The organism is Flavobacterium kingsejongi, assembly GCF_003076475.1.
Lineage (GTDB): Bacteria > Bacteroidota > Bacteroidia > Flavobacteriales > Flavobacteriaceae > Flavobacterium > Flavobacterium kingsejongi.
Genome location: NZ_CP020919.1, coordinates 3,867,453 through 3,883,334, shown reverse-complemented (window position 1 = coordinate 3,883,334; position 15,882 = coordinate 3,867,453). Strand labels below are relative to the sequence as shown.

At 38.4% G+C, this 15,882-nt stretch carries 16 protein-coding genes and 1 tRNA gene; 9 read left to right on the top strand and 8 right to left on the bottom strand.

The features are described 5' to 3' along the window. Nucleotides 1-188 precede the first annotated feature (188 nt). A tRNA-Pro gene (locus FK004_RS17485) sits at nucleotides 189-263 on the bottom strand. 159 nt (nucleotides 264-422) lie between these two features. On the opposite strand from FK004_RS17485, the gene trxB reads away from it, so the two are divergent. Beyond that, the gene (gene trxB / locus FK004_RS17480; protein ID WP_108738424.1) at nucleotides 423-1,370 is read left to right on the top strand and encodes a thioredoxin-disulfide reductase; all 948 of its coding nucleotides are present in this window, start codon (nucleotides 423-425) and stop codon (nucleotides 1,368-1,370) included. 73 nt (nucleotides 1,371-1,443) lie between these two features. On the opposite strand, the gene FK004_RS17475 is transcribed toward trxB, so the two are convergent. The 6 genes from FK004_RS17475 to FK004_RS17450 form a co-directional block, all read right to left on the bottom strand. Continuing rightward, complete coding sequence (locus FK004_RS17475; protein ID WP_108738423.1) at nucleotides 1,444-2,277, bottom strand: GIN domain-containing protein; 834 nt, start codon at nucleotides 2,275-2,277, stop codon at nucleotides 1,444-1,446. A gap of 133 nt (nucleotides 2,278-2,410) precedes the next feature. Then, entirely contained in the window at nucleotides 2,411-3,142 is a 732-nt protein-coding gene (locus tag FK004_RS17470) for a head GIN domain-containing protein (RefSeq protein ID WP_108738422.1), read from the bottom strand. 3 nt (nucleotides 3,143-3,145) lie between these two features. After that, nucleotides 3,146-4,918, bottom strand: coding sequence for a PspC domain-containing protein (locus FK004_RS17465; protein ID WP_108738421.1), 1,773 nt, complete (start codon nucleotides 4,916-4,918; stop codon nucleotides 3,146-3,148). Nucleotides 4,919-4,920: 2 nt separating this feature from the next. Beyond that, nucleotides 4,921-5,253: a PadR family transcriptional regulator gene (locus FK004_RS17460; RefSeq protein ID WP_108738420.1), complete on the bottom strand. Its 333-nt coding sequence runs from the start codon at nucleotides 5,251-5,253 to the stop codon at nucleotides 4,921-4,923. Between the two features lie 80 nt (nucleotides 5,254-5,333). Then, nucleotides 5,334-6,089: a GIN domain-containing protein gene (locus FK004_RS17455; RefSeq protein ID WP_157956146.1), complete on the bottom strand. Its 756-nt coding sequence runs from the start codon at nucleotides 6,087-6,089 to the stop codon at nucleotides 5,334-5,336. Nucleotides 6,090-6,189: 100 nt separating this feature from the next. Beyond that, a complete protein-coding gene (locus FK004_RS17450; RefSeq protein ID WP_108738418.1) occupies nucleotides 6,190-6,690 on the bottom strand; it encodes a DUF4870 domain-containing protein in 501 nt (166 codons plus the stop codon). Between the two features lie 230 nt (nucleotides 6,691-6,920). Here FK004_RS17450 and FK004_RS17445 point away from each other — a divergent pair, with 230 nt between their 5' ends. After that, nucleotides 6,921-7,376, top strand: a complete 456-nt coding sequence (locus FK004_RS17445; RefSeq protein WP_108738417.1) for a DUF4442 domain-containing protein — start codon at nucleotides 6,921-6,923, stop codon at nucleotides 7,374-7,376. Between the two features lie 116 nt (nucleotides 7,377-7,492). Continuing rightward, nucleotides 7,493-8,395, top strand: a complete 903-nt coding sequence (locus FK004_RS17440) for a TIGR01777 family oxidoreductase (protein WP_108738416.1) — start codon at nucleotides 7,493-7,495, stop codon at nucleotides 8,393-8,395. Nucleotides 8,396-8,612: 217 nt separating this feature from the next. On the opposite strand, the gene FK004_RS17435 is transcribed toward FK004_RS17440, so the two are convergent. Further along, a complete protein-coding gene (locus tag FK004_RS17435; protein ID WP_108738415.1) occupies nucleotides 8,613-9,284 on the bottom strand; it encodes a YceI family protein in 672 nt (223 codons plus the stop codon). A gap of 251 nt (nucleotides 9,285-9,535) precedes the next feature. On the opposite strand from FK004_RS17435, the gene FK004_RS17430 reads away from it, so the two are divergent. From FK004_RS17430 to FK004_RS17405, 6 genes are all read left to right on the top strand, one after another. Further along, on the top strand, nucleotides 9,536-10,132 hold the full coding sequence (locus FK004_RS17430; RefSeq protein WP_108738414.1) for a nucleotide exchange factor GrpE: 597 nt from the start codon (nucleotides 9,536-9,538) through the stop codon (nucleotides 10,130-10,132). Nucleotides 10,133-10,208: 76 nt separating this feature from the next. Next, a complete protein-coding gene (dnaJ, locus tag FK004_RS17425; RefSeq protein ID WP_108738413.1) occupies nucleotides 10,209-11,330 on the top strand; it encodes a molecular chaperone DnaJ in 1,122 nt (373 codons plus the stop codon). A 323-nt stretch (nucleotides 11,331-11,653) separates the two neighbouring features. After that, the gene (locus FK004_RS17420) at nucleotides 11,654-12,577 is read left to right on the top strand and encodes an ABC transporter ATP-binding protein (protein WP_108738412.1); all 924 of its coding nucleotides are present in this window, start codon (nucleotides 11,654-11,656) and stop codon (nucleotides 12,575-12,577) included. Beyond that, the gene (locus FK004_RS17415; protein ID WP_108738411.1) at nucleotides 12,577-13,872 is read left to right on the top strand and encodes an ABC transporter permease; all 1,296 of its coding nucleotides are present in this window, start codon (nucleotides 12,577-12,579) and stop codon (nucleotides 13,870-13,872) included. The genes FK004_RS17420 and FK004_RS17415 overlap by 1 nt, the downstream gene beginning before the upstream one ends. Before the next feature lie 106 nt (nucleotides 13,873-13,978). Next, a complete protein-coding gene (locus FK004_RS17410; protein WP_108738410.1) occupies nucleotides 13,979-15,142 on the top strand; it encodes a sigma-54-dependent transcriptional regulator in 1,164 nt (387 codons plus the stop codon). 87 nt (nucleotides 15,143-15,229) lie between these two features. Then, nucleotides 15,230-15,877, top strand: coding sequence for a DEAD/DEAH box helicase (locus tag FK004_RS17405; RefSeq protein ID WP_108738409.1), 648 nt, complete (start codon nucleotides 15,230-15,232; stop codon nucleotides 15,875-15,877). The last annotated feature ends 5 nt before the right edge of the window (nucleotides 15,878-15,882 follow it).

Below are 15,882 nucleotides of genomic sequence, written 5' to 3'. Positions count from 1 at the left end.
GTACAAGAGACTGAAAACGATGGTATTAAAATGATTTTTGGGACCTGCAAGGTAAAAAAAGAAAAGGGGTAGCCGAATAGGTCCCATTTACTTTGATACAACTTGAATATTTTGGAGTTGAATAAAAAGAAAAACCCCTTAAATCATTGGATTTAAGGGGTTTTGACTGCCTTTGAAAGGCTCTTTAGTCGGGGTGGCAGGATTCGAACCTGCGGCCTCCTGCTCCCAAAGCAGGCGCGATAACCGGGCTACGCTACACCCCGTAAACGTGAGTGCAAATATAAGTGAATTATTCAAATCTCAAAACATATTTTCAAAATAAAGTAATTTTATTTTTACATAGTTAAAAGTAATCTGATTATGCCCATAATTTTTTAATTAAAACTTACATTTGTGCCATCAAAAATTAGAACAAATAAGTTATGTCTGATACTATTGAACAAATAAAATGCCTTATTATAGGTTCCGGGCCTGCAGGATATACTGCAGCAATTTATGCAGCACGTGCTGATATGAAACCTGTAATGTATACCGGGATGGAACCAGGAGGACAATTGACAACTACTACCGAAGTAGACAATTTTCCTGGATATCCAGAAGGGATCGACGGACCGACCATGATGGTACAACTGCAACAGCAGGCGGAACGTTTTGGTACCGAAGTACGAATCGGATTGGTGACTGCAGTTGATTTTAGTACTACTGCTGGTGGTATTCATAAAGTGACTGTAGATGGCAAAAAAGAAATACACGCACAAACGATTATTATTTCGACAGGTGCTACAGCCAAATATCTTGGATTGCCAAGTGAGCAAAAATTACGCGGTGGTGGTGTTTCTGCCTGTGCCGTTTGTGATGGATTTTTCTATAGAAACCAGGATGTTGCCATTGTAGGAGCAGGAGATACTGCAGCTGAAGAAGCAACCTATTTGGCAAATATCTGTAAGAATGTTACGATGTTAGTGCGAAAAGGAGAGATGCGGGCCTCAAAAGCCATGCAGCACCGTGTTGCAAAAACACCGAATATTACAGTGTTGTACAATACAGAAGTAGCCGAGGTTTTAGGTGATACTGTGGTGGAAGGACTGCGCATGATCAATAACGAGACCAAGGAACTGACCGATATCGCGATTACAGGATTATTTGTAGCCATTGGGCACAAACCGAATACCGATATCTTCAAAGGACAATTGGAGATGGATGAAACCGGATACCTGATTACAGAGGCGAAATCTACAAAAACCAATTTACCGGGCGTTTTTGCTTCCGGGGATGTCCAGGATAAAGATTACCGTCAGGCGATTACTGCTGCTGGTTCAGGCTGTATGGCCGCTCTGGATGCAGAACGTTACCTGTCTACTTTGGAATAAAGAAGTATTACTGTATATAAAAGAAGCGGGCATAATCACTGATTATGCCCGCTTCTTTTTAGGGGAACTTGTGCTATTTTTCTCTTTTGAATAAAGTAGCACTCCCGGCAAAGTTTTTCATTTCTACTTTTGGGGCACCATACAGGTTGATTTCGGCTTTTCCAGAAGCATCAATACTCAGGTTTTGATTCACAAAAAGAGTACAATTAGCATATTGCTCTACTACAATATCACCAATGTTCGCGATCAGGTTTTTCCCGGTTAAGATGGAATTGTTATCCAGGCGGAGTTTTAATTCAGAAACATCACCTTCAATAGTCGCAGTAGTTTTTTGGTACATATCTAATTTAAAGGTATTCGCTGCAATCAAAGCTTTCAATTGTGCATTCTTGCTGAGTTCGACAGTAGCGTTTTCAGACTTTAAATTCAACTCAATGCGGGTTTTATCATTTGCAGTTAATTTGAATTTTGCCGCGTTCACATTCATAAAAGATTTTGAATTGTCCATATTGTTAATGGTGATATCCGGAAGCTGAATTTCAGATAAGGCATTTAATACCGATTGATTTTTCATGGTAACCGTTTTCAGGCTATCGGTATAGGTGACACGGATATTGAGTTTTTTGGCCCGTGTCACATCTTTCGAAGTGAATATTCTCAGGCTGCCACCATTGTTCTCAAACTGGATTACTTCATGAAGGTTTTCATCCGTTTCTACTTCAAGGGCACATTGCTCTCCTTTTACTAAAAAGATTTCTAAATTATCTTCGACCAGGATCTGGGTAAAATCTTCGGTTTTTTTGGATTCGATTGTGACTGTTTTTATGCCTTTAATTTTCTCTTTTGACTGTCCAAAGGTGAATGAAGTGGCAAAAACAGCTAAAAGCAAAATGATGTTGTTTTTCATGATCTGTTGTAAAAAAATATTTCTGCAAATATAAAGGTAACATAATAGTCCGCAAAGTTTTTAGCAGAGGAATACCATCCCCTTATATAACTGCAAAAAAAAATCCCGATATGGATCATATCGGGATGGAGTTTTAATTTTGTTGACTGATACTGGCTCCGGAAGATACCGATTTGCTGATGTGTTTTGGTGATCCGTAGTAGTTGATGGAACTCGCACTGGAGGCCTCTGCAGTTAAATTGACGATAGGATGGATTTCTGTAGAACTGCCGCTGGAACCTTTGGCGACTACGTCATTCACCAATAGCCCACCAGCATTAACCTGGCTGCCACTGGTAGCCTCCGTCGATAATTGTAATGCTTTACCACTAACGAGGACACTACTGCCACCACTCACATCTAAAAGAATATTGTCATATTCAACCTTAGCATTGATTTGGCTGCCGCCATCGGATTTCAGGATAAGTTGTTCACCACGTATTGTGTTAATTGTAGAAATATGGCAAGCACTCCTACTGGCCAAGGTATTGATTTCAGGGAGTCTTACCGTTACTATTGTTCTGGTTGCACTATAGCTGCCTTCCGAATAAATTTTTAAAGTGTTCCCTTCAATTTCCGTTTTGATAAATGGCATGATATTGTCATCGGCTTCAACAGCTATAGCGTGTTTGTCCGCTTGTTCTACATATACTTCGATACCATTCCCCGCTTCAATATTGCTGAAAGGGGTTGTGGCTGGTCTTTCCTGGGTGGTGACATTGCCATTTCCCTGTGTGCCTTCAATACGATTATGGCAGCTTGTGAATCCGAATATCACAAGGGTAAGCATCAGGAATTGGATCAGTTTATTTTTATTTGTAGCCATGATTTATTTCGTTTTAATAATAACACCGTCTTTACTGATTTCTAATCGATCAATTCGTTTGTTTGATTTTGTCCTGTTACCGTCTTTCACGATAACACCATTTTCACTGATCGTGATTGATTTTGAAGTGACCGTATCGATAGGTTCTGGTTCTGTTTCTTCGGGATTTAGTACTTCAAAGGAAGATAAGTCTTCCGGCTCTTCTTCATTCGGGCAATTCAGGCATTTTAATTGATCTTTTTTTACCATGTATACTGGAGTTGGATCTTCATTTTCATTATAGCCATTCAGATACAGGTTTGAATAACGGGTACTGGTGTAGCGATCTACAGAGGAATCAGGTGCCAAGATCATTCCGGTAGGAAGGTATAAGAATATTTTTACCTGTTGCTTGCGGTATTTGTTCTTAATATCTGTCAGCAGAAAGTTATCCAAAACTAAACGATTGCCATTGATGCTATAGTGGTAGGTAATATTGTCCGCTCTTTTCTTAGCATCGTCCAAAGATTTACCATGACCGGTTTTTTCTATTTGAATGTAAGGATTTGCCTCATCGGTATTCATAAAATGCAATTCTACATTGTTGGAATAGATCACACTTTTTCCAGCAGAATCCTGTGAGAAAATAAACTCCTCATTGTAATCAAAATTTTTAGCATAGAAATCACTATAGCGGAATTTTACAAAAAGTGTGTCTTTACGGGTAATGTTAATTTCTTTCTTCTCAACTGTTTTTCCCTCAGAACCAATTTCTGCAGCTTGTTGGATACCGAAAGCAATTAATAAACCAACAGTAATCAGCCATATCGCCAGTAGGGTATATTTCACGATGTTTCCCAGCGATTTCATATTGGTGATTAGTAATTTCAATCCCAAAATGAATAGGAAGAAAAATGGAATTCCAATAGCAAAGAAAAACAATAGTAGAAGACACCATAAAGGCAATCCGCTATAATTCATGGTTTCTATAGTTTCAAGCCACGGCATGTGCAGGAATGAAGTTGATCCAAGGGTAAACAGGCTGATGACAAGACCGGCCAGCATGGAAGCTGCAATAACTACTAAAAATGCACCAATGACTTTGGCAAAAACCTTAAAGATGGATACGATAATAGTACCTAAGTTTGAAACCGCTCTTTCGGCACCTGTTTTAGCATTTCGTCCTAAAGCATCGTAATCGGCTCCTTTTATTTTTCCGGAAATATTTTCAAATTCTTCCCGCACCTTTTTTTCAATGTTGGAAATATTGACTGGCTCTCCGGTCATTTCGAGTTTTTCAGAGGTGGTTACCGCTTCCGGCATAACAATCCAAAGCACGATATATACTAATATCCCTGTTCCGTAAAAAAATACCAGCACCAGGAACAAGATGCGCAGCCAAACTTTATCAATTCCAAAATAATGGCCTAAACCAGAAAGTACACCGCCAACTAAGGCTTTCTCTTTATCGCGGTATAGTTTTTTTGCTGTTTTTGTAAAGGAAGAAGTAGTACCATTGGTCTCTGCTTCATCATCCAGGCGATAATCTTCCGGTTGTCCCATAATACTGATTACCTCGTCAACATTTTTGCTGCTCACGACTTGTTTGTCACTACCGAGTCGTTCAGTTAATAGTTCAGAAATACGGATTTCAATATCATTCATTATCTCTTCCTGGCCATTGGAGTTGGACAGCGAGCGTTTTATAGCATCAAAATAACGAGTTAATTTTTGATAGGCATCTTCATCTATGTGAAAGAAAATTCCTCCTAAGTTGATATTTACTGTTTTGTTCATGACTAATGTTTTTGACTGGTTATTATGTTTACGGCATCAGACAATTCGGTCCAGGTACCATTCAATTCGTTTAAAAAGGTTTGTCCTAATTCGGTCAACCCGTAATATTTTCGTGGCGGGCCCGATGTCGACTCTTCCCATCTGTAATTCAGGAGGCCATCATTTTTGAGTCGTGTCAGCAAAGGATATACGGTGCCTTCCACAACTAACAATTTTGCGCTTTTTAAGGTATCAAGGATTTCAGAAGTATAGGCATCTTTTTCTTTCAGTACAGATAGGATACAGAACTCTAAAACACCTTTACGCATTTGGGCTTTGGTATTTTCAATGTTCATAAGGCTGTTTTGTTTTTTTAATTAAACGGTTCATTTCTTGATTGGCGATTGATGATTAGTTTTATATTAAAATGTTAGCTTTAGTTTTTATAAATAGCATATGAATTTTCGTCCATTTCTATTTTTTTAGGGTCACCAAAATAGAGTATCGATGAAGAATTGTCTGTTTTGGCATGCAGTGACGTAGTAACACTAATCGACACTGAAGAATTCTGTTGCGCATTAATTGTTGCATTATCCGTTACCAATTTATTCGATTGGAAGGTTGCCCCGGAGGCCGTATTGATTTTAGAAGTAACAGCATAACCATGTATTTTGATGCTTGAGCCACTTTTAAAACTGCCATTCAGTTCCGATGTATGGATCTTCCCAGTGTATGCGCTACCAGAAGTGGTTGTGATAGAACAACGCTTCACTGCTTTGATATCGCCCTGGAATGATCCTCCTGATCCTAATGTCACAGAAACTTCCGGTAAAATTAAGTCATTTTTAAATTTTATAGAAGCTCCTGCAATAGCTTTAAAAGAAGAAATTTCTTTTTGGCCTACGTATACTTTCAATTTTGCATACGGCTGGGCAGTCGATAAAGATTCCTCTTTATCTTTTAAATATATTTTTAATGTTTTTCCATTGAATTCTGTAATTACGTTTCTTAATTTTTCGGGTTTATCTGTTTCGACCATCAATGATGGAGTATCCTGTTGTGTAAAAATAACTTCGATACCGTTTTGTACTTCAATGCGGGTAGCGGTATTGGATTTTCGTACTTCGGTATTTTGTGCGCTGGCAAGAAGTCCTGTCAGAAGCACGGCTAATGTGGTAATGAGTTTAAACATAATTGTTCGTTTTTTTGATTGATGATTGATGATGATTGATTGATTGATTGATTGATTGATTGATGATTGAAACCTGTGATGATTGAGTAGTTGTTTGCTATTATTTAAAAAATTTGATTGATAAAGGATAAGTATACTGTTCTCCATTTGCGGCTTTTACTGCGGCGTAGATGACAAGGAAGAATTCAGCAAGTTTCAGGAAAATGAATAGTAGAATGGAGGTGGCAGCGACTAAAACAAGTCCACTGATATTTGAAAAATCCCAGTCCGTAATTTCAAATGTTTGCTCATTATTGATTACTGCATTGAAATCTAAGTTTTTTAACAGCGTAAAGAAAAAAATCGGCACCGCAATTATAGCCAGCAATAAAGTATATAAGAAAATGCTCAATTGAAAGTTCAAGGTTTGTTTACCGTGGAAATCAACAAAAGAAGATTCTTTTTTTCCAATATTCCAAAGTATAATTGGAATAACATAATTCCCAAATGGAATAAAATATTGTGTAAAAGTGCTCAGGTGTAATAAAGCAGCCAGATTTTTATTTGCTGCTGTAAGCTGATTGTCAATGTTTTGTTCTTCGATTTTGATTGATGCTTCCATGATTGTAAAAGTATATAATATTATCCTATGCAAATATATGGCTAAAAAAAGGTATTATGCAAAGCACAGTACCTTCAATTAACATTATTTTAACATATTTAAGATTTGATTGAAAGCTGATTTAGAGCTTAGTCCCTGTGAACAATGGCTTTTCGAATACCATACCTTAGTACTAAGGAATTTTGTTTGGGCTATAAATTAATTGTATATTCACGAAAAAATACTTTCTTATGGAATTCACAGTTAAAAATCTCAATAAGTTTCTGTTTTTTAAATTGCCTTCAGCCTTTATCTGCGGCGTGAGGGTTAAAGAAATTAATGATACTGCCTGTTTGGTGACTGTCAGGCACCGTTGGATCAATCAAAACCCTTTCAATTCCATGTATTTTGCGGTTCAGGCTATGGCTGCTGAATTGAGTACCGGAGCGCTGGTCATGCGACAGATTCATAAAAGCGGCAAAAAAATATCCATGCTTGTGGCCAACAATAAAGGAAACTTTAGTAAAAAGGCTACCGGAAGGATAAAATTCAGCTGCAATGAAGGGTATAAGATAGAAGAAGCAATACGGAATACTATTGCAACGGGAGAAGGACAAACGTTCTGGATGAAATCCATTGGTACCGATGAAAAAGGAGTACAGGTCTCCGAAATGGATTTTGAATGGAGTGTCCGAATAAAGCAATAATGCTGTTTTTCGGGAGTTGAGATAACAATAAATTAACTAAAATGCTTAGTTAAACCTTACTTAAAGCTATTTTATAACCAATAATGAGGTTGTAAATTTGAGAGAAACACTGCAATATGAAAATCTTAATCACAGGCGCTACCGGTATGATAGGGAATGAATTAGTTTCATTGCTATTGCAAAACGGTATCAGTATAAATTACCTTACCACTTCCAGGAAAAAAATAACAGATGAGCCAAGATACCAGGGTTTTTACTGGAATCCTCAGGAAGGTAAAATTGATGAAAACTGCCTGTTGGATGTCGATGTGATCATTCATTTGGCGGGTGCATCAATATCAAAACGATGGACGAGGGCTTATAAACAGGAGATCATCGAGAGTAGGATATTGTCTTCGAATCTATTATATAAAGTACTAAAAAATAATCCACACCAGGTCCGGCAGTTGATTTCAGCTTCAGCGATAGGGATTTACAAGGATGACCTGACAACAGTATATACGGAAGATGCCACGGCAGTTGATGATTCCTTCTTAGGCACTGTGGTGGTAAAATGGGAACAGTCCGTTGATAAATTCAGGTTATTGAATATCCAGGTGTGCAAAATCCGTACAGGGCTTGTGCTCTCAAAAAAAGCAGGCGTATTGGCCGAAATGCTAAAACCCATACAGCTTGGCCTGGGAGCGCCATTCGGATCAGGAAAGCAATACCAATCCTGGATTCATATTTATGATTTGGTTCATTTGTATTATTATGCAGTCAAAAATAGATGGGAAGGGGTGTATAATGCTGTTGCGCCTAAACCTGTAACGAATGAAGAGCTCACTGTGAAAATAGCAAATCAGGTGCAAAAGCCTTTATTTATGCCTAATATTCCGCAATTTTTGATGAAGTTAATGCTGGGGGAAATGCACATACTCTTGTTTACAAGTCAAAATGTAAGTGCTTCAAAAGCAATAGAGGCGGGATATGATTTTAAATTTAAGACAATTGAGGCTGCCCTAAAAGACCTGCTATAGAAATGTTCATGGTTTTTTCTATATGCCTGATATGCTGGTTGGAAATAGCTGCAGTTTAGAAGAGGCAGGTTGTATTGTAAGGATAAAGCAAATTATTACATCAAGACGTTAAGAAGCCTGAAAAGGCGATGAAATAGAGTACTTGAAACACAAAATAAAAAAGCTCCATTTAGAAAATGGAGCTTTTTTTAGCTAATAATATAAGGTGAATTAATAATTATTTAGCAGCTTCAACAGATATTTTAAGTTCAATTTCGTCATTTACAAATTTGTCACCCAAATCGCCAAATACAGATTTAGAAGCATAATTCACGCCCCACTCTGTTCTGTTAATAGTAAAGGTATCACTTACTAAAGCAATATGGGTGTTATCGATGGAAACCATCGCAGGGAATTTAATGTTTTTGGTGATGCCTTTCATTGTCAGGTTTCCTTCAATGATTGATTTCCCCTGAACGGCTGCACCAACTTTAGTGATTTCAAAAACAGCTTCCGGGTATTTGGCAACGTTAAAAAAATGATCTTCTTTTTCTTTTGCACTTCCTTTAAGGTGGCCTTCAAGATCGGCTTTTCCATCTTTTTCAGTAAGGTCAGTCACCGCAATAGAGTTCATGTCAATGGTGAACTTTCCTGATTCAACAGCACCGTTATTAGCGAAAATTTCTCCGCTTTTCAAGTGTATTGTGCCAGTATGTTTTCCTGTAGGTTTTGTTCCTGTCCAGTCAATAACTGATTTTGCAGCATCAACTTTGTATTCAGCAGCAGCTTCACTGCTTGCTTTTGCATCTGCAGCTTCAGTAGTTTGCGCTTCAGGGGCATTAGCCTCTTTTTTACAGCTTGTCAGGGCCAAAGATGACAGAATTGCAAGGCTTAAAATTACTTTCTTCATGGGTTTAAAAACATTTAATTTCAACAAATCTATCAAAAGAAATGGATAAACATGTTAAATATTTATTAAAAATAATCAAATTAGGTCCTTTTTGAATCATAAAGCAGGGAAAAATTGACATTATTCGGAAGGCCTGCAAACAGCTGTAATCCGGTAGTAGGATGGAGTAAACAATGAATGGCACTAAAAATGACAATTTGACATTTTAGGATAAATGGCAAACCTTTTGCTTTCACAGAAAATAAATTAATATGAAGTTTAAAAATATATTTAATAATACAAGCAAAATGAATACTGAAGATACCTCACAAGAGCAGGAATTAAACGCTGCACCATTAGAAAACAACAGTAACGAAACACCAGTAACAGAAGCGGAAATTCCTGCTGCTGAAACTTTAAGTGTGGAAGAGCAGTTGCAGGAACAGTTGGCAGCAGAAAAAGATAAGCATATTCGTCTTTTTGCAGAATTTGAAAATTATAAAAAAAGAACTTCAAAAGAACGTATTGAGCTTTTTAAAACAGCCAATCAGGAAGTATTACAAGCTTTATTGCCGGTGATGGATGATTTTGACCGTGCTTTGGTTCAGATTTCAAAATCGGAAGATGAGCTGATGTTGAAAGGTGTGGAATTGATTTTTAATAAATTGAAAGATACCCTGGCTTCAAAAGGACTGGAAGAAGTGGAGATAAAAGCAGGAGATACTTTTAATGCTGATTTCGCAGAAGCAATTACCCAAATTCCGGCACCTACACCAAAACTGAAAGGAAAAATTGTAGATGTTTTGGAGAAAGGCTATAAATTGGGAGACAAGATCATCCGTTTTCCAAAAGTTGTAATCGGACAGTAAGGCAGTTAAAAGCGGAAAATAAAGTTTATAACAGGTAGCTTTTTTTAAGAGCTGTTGGTTTTATCATAATAAGGAAATGAAAAAAGATTTTTACGAAATATTAGGCATTGACAAAAGTGCTTCTGCTGAACAGATTAAAAAAGCATATCGAAAAAAAGCGATAGCCTACCATCCGGATAAAAACCCGGGCGATAAAGAAGCGGAAGAGAAATTTAAGCTGGCAGCCGAAGCTTATGAAATATTAAGCGACCCTAACAAAAAAGCGAAATACGACCAATACGGTCATCAGGCTTTTGATGGCGGTGGTTATGGCGGCGGTGGTCACATGAACATGGATGATATATTTAGCCAGTTTGGTGATATTTTTGGCGGATTTAGCGGTGGCGGCGGATTTAGTGGTGGTTTCGGCGGCGGCGGCGGTCAACGCAGGGTAAAAGGAAGCAATCTTCGGATCAAAGTCAAAATGACACTCGAAGAAATTGCGAAAGGAGTAGAGAAAAAAGTAAAAGTTAAAAGAAAAATACAGGCAGCCGGAGTAAGTTATAAAACATGTTCGACCTGTAACGGGCAAGGTCAGGTGATGCGTGTTACCAATACGATATTGGGAAGAATGCAATCAGCAGCTACTTGTCCTACCTGTGGTGGTTCAGGCCAGATTTTGGATAAAAAACCAGCGGATGCAGATGCTCAGGGAATGACAACACATGATGAGACTGTTCCAATCAAAATTCCAGCAGGAGTAGTAGATGGGATGCAGTTGAAAGTTTCCGGAAAAGGAAATGACGCCCCTGGATCCAACAGCCTGTCCGGAGATTTAATTGTAGTTATTGAAGAGGTGGAACATGAATTCCTGAAAAGAGAAGGTGAAAACCTGCACCTGGATTTATATATCAGTTTTGCTGAAGCTGCACTCGGAACAGCTAAAGATATTGATGCCGTCAATGGTAAAGTTCGAATCAAGCTGGAAGAAGGTATCCAGTCCGGTAAAATACTACGACTAAAATCAAAAGGAATCCCGAATATCAATGGATATGGTAGTGGTGATTTGTTGGTACATATTAATGTGTGGACACCAAAAACACTAAACAAGGAGCAACGACAGTTTTTTGAAAATGCACTGACCGATGATAACTTCCTTCCGCATCCGGAAAAGACCGATAAATCTTTTTTTGAAAAAGTTAAAGATATGTTTTCATAATCTTTAAAAAAATTATACATTTGAAAATCACTATGTAAGTAGTGGTTTTCTTTTTCATAGCAATTTTTCCCATCCTTTTGGCAACAAATGGATGGGTTTTTTTTTTGGATTTGACTTGTCAGGATTTTCAGGCTTTTATCTCCCTGCTAATCTTTTTTTAAAGCCGTAATTTTCTTAAAACAAAATTTTACAAGGCAATTACGTCCGGTAAAAATGGACAAACTTTTAGAGCGTACAAAAACTGCTGTGATTTGCAATATTATTCTGTTTTCTGATCTGAAATCTCCTATATAATTTTTACTTTTACCAAAATCAGTAACAGAATGAACAACATACTTGAAGTCAGGAATGTGGTGAAGCAATATGGCAATTATACTGCTCTTAATAATGTTTCGTTGACAGTTCCTAAAGGTAGCATTTATGGGCTTTTAGGGCCTAATGGTGCAGGTAAGACCTCTCTAATACGCATCATCAACCAAATTACAATGCCGGATAGCGGCGAAGTGATTCTGGATGGTGAAAAACTCCAACCCAAACACGTACAGAATATAGGCTATATGCCCGAAGAACGCGGATTGTATAAAACGATGAAAGTCGGGGAACAATGCCTTTACCTGGCACAAATGAAAGGACTAACAAAAGCAGAAGCCAAGAAGCAACTCGATTATTGGTTCGACAGGTTGGAAATTACCGGCTGGTGGAATAAAAAAATACAGGAATTGTCGAAAGGGATGGCACAAAAAATCCAGTTCGTCGTGACTGTATTGCACAAACCGAAACTGCTGATTTTTGATGAGCCTTTTAGTGGATTTGATCCCGTGAATGCTAACATTATAAAAGATGAAATCCTGGAACTTAAAAAACAGGGAGCGACTATTATTTTTTCAACCCACCGGATGGAAAGTGTGGAAGAATTATGTGATGATATCGCATTGATCCACAAATCGAATAAACTGATTGAAGGAAAACTGAACGATGTGAAGCGTGAATACCGCAGCAACAGTTTCGAAGTTGGGATTATGACCAGCAATGTGGAAGGGCTGATGTACCAGCTGACGCAAAAATTTACGGTAGGGCAGACCAATTTTAAAACCCTGAATGATGATCTCAAGCTGGAAGTGCAGATTGGTAATTCCACTCCCAATGAATTACTTTCAATATTGACACAAATGGGGCAGGTTACCCATTTTGTAGAGAAAATACCAAGCGTAAATGATATTTTTATCCAAACTGTAAGCCGCAAATAATGAGTATCCTAACGTTAATTATAAAAAGAGAATTTATCTCTAAAGTCCGCAATAAATCTTTTATTGTGATGACATTCCTGAGCCCGCTGCTTTTAGTCGCTATGTCATTATTGATAGGCTATTTGGCGAGCATGAATAAAAACGAATTGAAAAATGTCGGGATTTACGATGAATCGGGATTGTTCAAGAACGAATTTAAAAATTCCGAAAGCATTGCCTACCATGACCTGTCCATGTTGCCATTAGCGACTGCCAAAGATTCTGTGGCAAAAGAAAGTTATGAAGGATTGCTGTACATCCCAAAATCAAGCGATACAAAAGTACTGGAAAAGCAAATCCAGTACATCTCCAACGATGATCCAAGCTTGAATTTTATTGGTGACCTGGAAGATGTGATCGATAATAAGCTGACCAAAATCAATTTTGAGAATACCAATATCAGCTATGAGCTGGTGGATAAAAACCAGGCAAAATCCAGTATTAGCCTGCAGAACATCAACGGCGAAAAAAGTTTCAAAGGAGTCAATATCATGAAAATTGCTATTGGGGGCTTTTTGGGATACCTGATTATGATGTTCATTATCATCTATGGCAATATGGTAATGCGCAGTGTTATTGAAGAAAAAACAAATCGTATTATTGAAATTATTATTTCGTCGGTAAAACCGTATCAGTTGATGATGGGGAAGATTATAGGCACATCAATGGCCGGGATATTGCAGTTTTTAATCTGGGTTATCTTAGGTGGAGGATTGCTGTTTGGGCTTTCTCTATTCCTTAATGTCCAACCGGGACAGGCTTCTTCCATACCGCCGGAAATGGCCCATGGTATTGCTGCCGATGCGCAGGTCTATCTGCAGGAATTCCTGAAATTACCGCTGTTTAGCATTTTCTTTGGTTTCCTGGTCTTTTTTATTGGAGGGTATTACCTGTACAGCTCATTGTATGCTGCTATAGGGGCTGCAGTAGACAGTGAAACCGATTCCCAACAATTTCTCCTGCCAATCATCATGCCATTAATGCTGGGTGTGTATATCGGTTTCTTTACCGTAATAGACAATCCGCATGGTACCGTGGCAACCGTGTTTTCCATGATTCCATTGACCTCACCGATTGTAATGATCATGCGTATCCCATTTGGGGTGCCGTGGTGGCAACTGTTGATTTCCGTAGTGCTGCTGTTTGGAACTTTCTTTTTAATTGTATGGTTTGCTGCCAAAATATACCGTGTAGGAATCTTAATGTATGGAAAGAAACCGACCTATAAGGAGATTTTCAAATGGCTGAAGTATTAATTTACCATAGCGCGATAGTGTAGCATTTCAGGATATTAAACCTTTGTGAATTTTTAGTATTTCGGTACAACTCTGCCTATCTTTAAAACCATTAAACTAAAATTTTATGCCAAAAATATTAATTATAGAGGACGAAGCCAGCATACGCCGAGTTTTAGGGAAGATCCTGTCAGAAGAAAATGAAACCTATCAGGTAGACGAAGCCGAAGATGGGCAGATAGGACTGGAAAAGATCAAAAATGAAGACTATGACCTGGTACTCTGTGATATTAAAATGCCCAAAATGGATGGTGTAGAAGTGCTGGAAGCAGTACGGAAAATAAAACCCGAAATTCCAATGGTCATGATCTCCGGACATGGTGATTTGGAAACGGCCATTAATACAATGCGTTTGGGGGCTTTTGATTACATCTCAAAACCACCGGACCTGAACCGACTGCTGAATACCGTAAGAAATGCACTGGACCGTAAAGAACTAATCATTGAAAATAAATTGCTGAAGAAAAAAGTCAGTAAGAATTATGAAATGATTGGCGAAAGCGAGCCGATTAATTTGATCAAGGATATTATTGAAAAAGTAGCGCCTACCGAAGCAAGGGTATTGATTACTGGGCCTAACGGAACCGGGAAAGAGCTTGTCGCCCATTGGCTTCATGAAAAAAGTGAACGGGCCAATGCCCCTTTTATAGAAGTAAACTGTGCCGCAATTCCATCAGAGCTTATCGAGAGTGAGCTTTTTGGACACGTTAAAGGTGCTTTTACCTCTGCAGTAAAAGACAGGGCCGGTAAGTTCGAATCTGCCGATAAAGGCACAATTTTCCTGGATGAAATCGGTGATATGAGTTTGTCTGCACAGGCGAAGGTATTGCGGGCACTTCAGGAAAATATGATCACAAGGGTCGGAGCCGAAAAAGACATTAAAGTAAATGTACGCGTTATTGCAGCAACCAATAAAGACCTGAAACTCGAGATTGCCGAAGGGCGTTTCCGGGAGGATTTATACCACAGGCTGGCTGTAATATTGGTAAAAGTACCTTCTTTGAATGATCGGCGGGATGATATTCCGTTATTGATCAATCATTTCACAGAAAAAATAGCCTTGGAACAAGGCAATGCACCCAAACGTTTTTCAGAAGACGCAATAACGCTGCTGAAGAAATACGATTGGACAGGAAACATCCGGGAATTACGAAATGTAGTGGAACGCCTTATTATTTTGGGCGGAAGTGAAATTTCGGAAACCGATGTAAAATTATTCGCAAGTAAATAAAATAAATTGGGGAGACTTCAATGGTGATGAAAGGGCAAGTAACCGGAATGACCATAAAAGCATCAGAACCCCTACAGCATAAACAAAATGAAATTAAAAAAAATAAACGAGAAGCTGCAAGAGGCTTTGATTGAGAACGGACTGACAGAAGCCAATGCATTGCAAAAAGAAACTTTTGCTGCGATAAAAAGCGGGGCAGATGCTATTGTGATTGCACCGCCCAAATCGGGTAAGACGACGACTATTGTCCTCAATGTAATCCAGCGTTTGGAGAAGGAATTTGAAGAATCTCCAAGAGCCCTGATTATGGTGGAAACAAAGGAAAAAGTGCAGGAAATGAAAGACCTGTTCGAAACCTTAGGAAACTATACCGATTTAAGAGTGTACGGTGTACATGAAAAGGGAGATGTAGATTTTGATAAAAATCAAATTTCCATGGGTATCGATGTGCTGATTGGGACACCCAACCGACTGAGTGACATGATGTCATCTGCAGGCTATGATGTGAACCAGATCAAAATGTTCATTATTGAAGATACAGATATCCTGCTGCGATTGCGTTTTGATACCAAAATAGCACGCATCTCTGAAGCTATGGGAAAAACCCAGCGATTGTTTTTTTCAGAGCATACTACAGAACGTATTGAAATACTGGCGGATAAAATAATGATTGAGCCTTTCTTTTTTGAAATCGAAGAAGATGAGGAAGAAGGAGAGCAGGAAGCAACAGAATAATAACC

Bases quoted from the DNA above. Each gene is read 5' to 3' on its own strand.
- FK004_RS17405 (WP_108738409.1), top strand. From the start codon at position 15,230: ATGAAATTAAAAAAAATAAACGAGAAGCTGCAAGAGGCTTTGATTGAG.
- trxB (WP_108738424.1), top strand. From the start codon at position 423: ATGTCTGATACTATTGAACAAATAAAATGCCTTATTATAGGTTCCGGG.
- FK004_RS17455 (WP_157956146.1), bottom strand. From the start codon at position 6,089: ATGTTTAAACTCATTACCACATTAGCCGTGCTTCTGACAGGACTTCTT.
- FK004_RS17430 (WP_108738414.1), top strand. From the start codon at position 9,536: ATGAAGTTTAAAAATATATTTAATAATACAAGCAAAATGAATACTGAA.
- dnaJ (WP_108738413.1), top strand. From the start codon at position 10,209: ATGAAAAAAGATTTTTACGAAATATTAGGCATTGACAAAAGTGCTTCT.
- FK004_RS17420 (WP_108738412.1), top strand. From the start codon at position 11,654: ATGAACAACATACTTGAAGTCAGGAATGTGGTGAAGCAATATGGCAAT.
- FK004_RS17465 (WP_108738421.1), bottom strand. From the start codon at position 4,918: ATGAACAAAACAGTAAATATCAACTTAGGAGGAATTTTCTTTCACATA.
- FK004_RS17435 (WP_108738415.1), bottom strand. From the start codon at position 9,284: ATGAAGAAAGTAATTTTAAGCCTTGCAATTCTGTCATCTTTGGCCCTG.
- FK004_RS17470 (WP_108738422.1), bottom strand. From the start codon at position 3,142: ATGGCTACAAATAAAAATAAACTGATCCAATTCCTGATGCTTACCCTT.
- FK004_RS17410 (WP_108738410.1), top strand. From the start codon at position 13,979: ATGCCAAAAATATTAATTATAGAGGACGAAGCCAGCATACGCCGAGTT.
- FK004_RS17415 (WP_108738411.1), top strand. From the start codon at position 12,577: ATGAGTATCCTAACGTTAATTATAAAAAGAGAATTTATCTCTAAAGTC.
- FK004_RS17475 (WP_108738423.1), bottom strand. From the start codon at position 2,277: ATGAAAAACAACATCATTTTGCTTTTAGCTGTTTTTGCCACTTCATTC.
- FK004_RS17445 (WP_108738417.1), top strand. From the start codon at position 6,921: ATGGAATTCACAGTTAAAAATCTCAATAAGTTTCTGTTTTTTAAATTG.
- FK004_RS17450 (WP_108738418.1), bottom strand. From the start codon at position 6,690: ATGGAAGCATCAATCAAAATCGAAGAACAAAACATTGACAATCAGCTT.
- FK004_RS17440 (WP_108738416.1), top strand. From the start codon at position 7,493: ATGAAAATCTTAATCACAGGCGCTACCGGTATGATAGGGAATGAATTA.
- FK004_RS17460 (WP_108738420.1), bottom strand. From the start codon at position 5,253: ATGAACATTGAAAATACCAAAGCCCAAATGCGTAAAGGTGTTTTAGAG.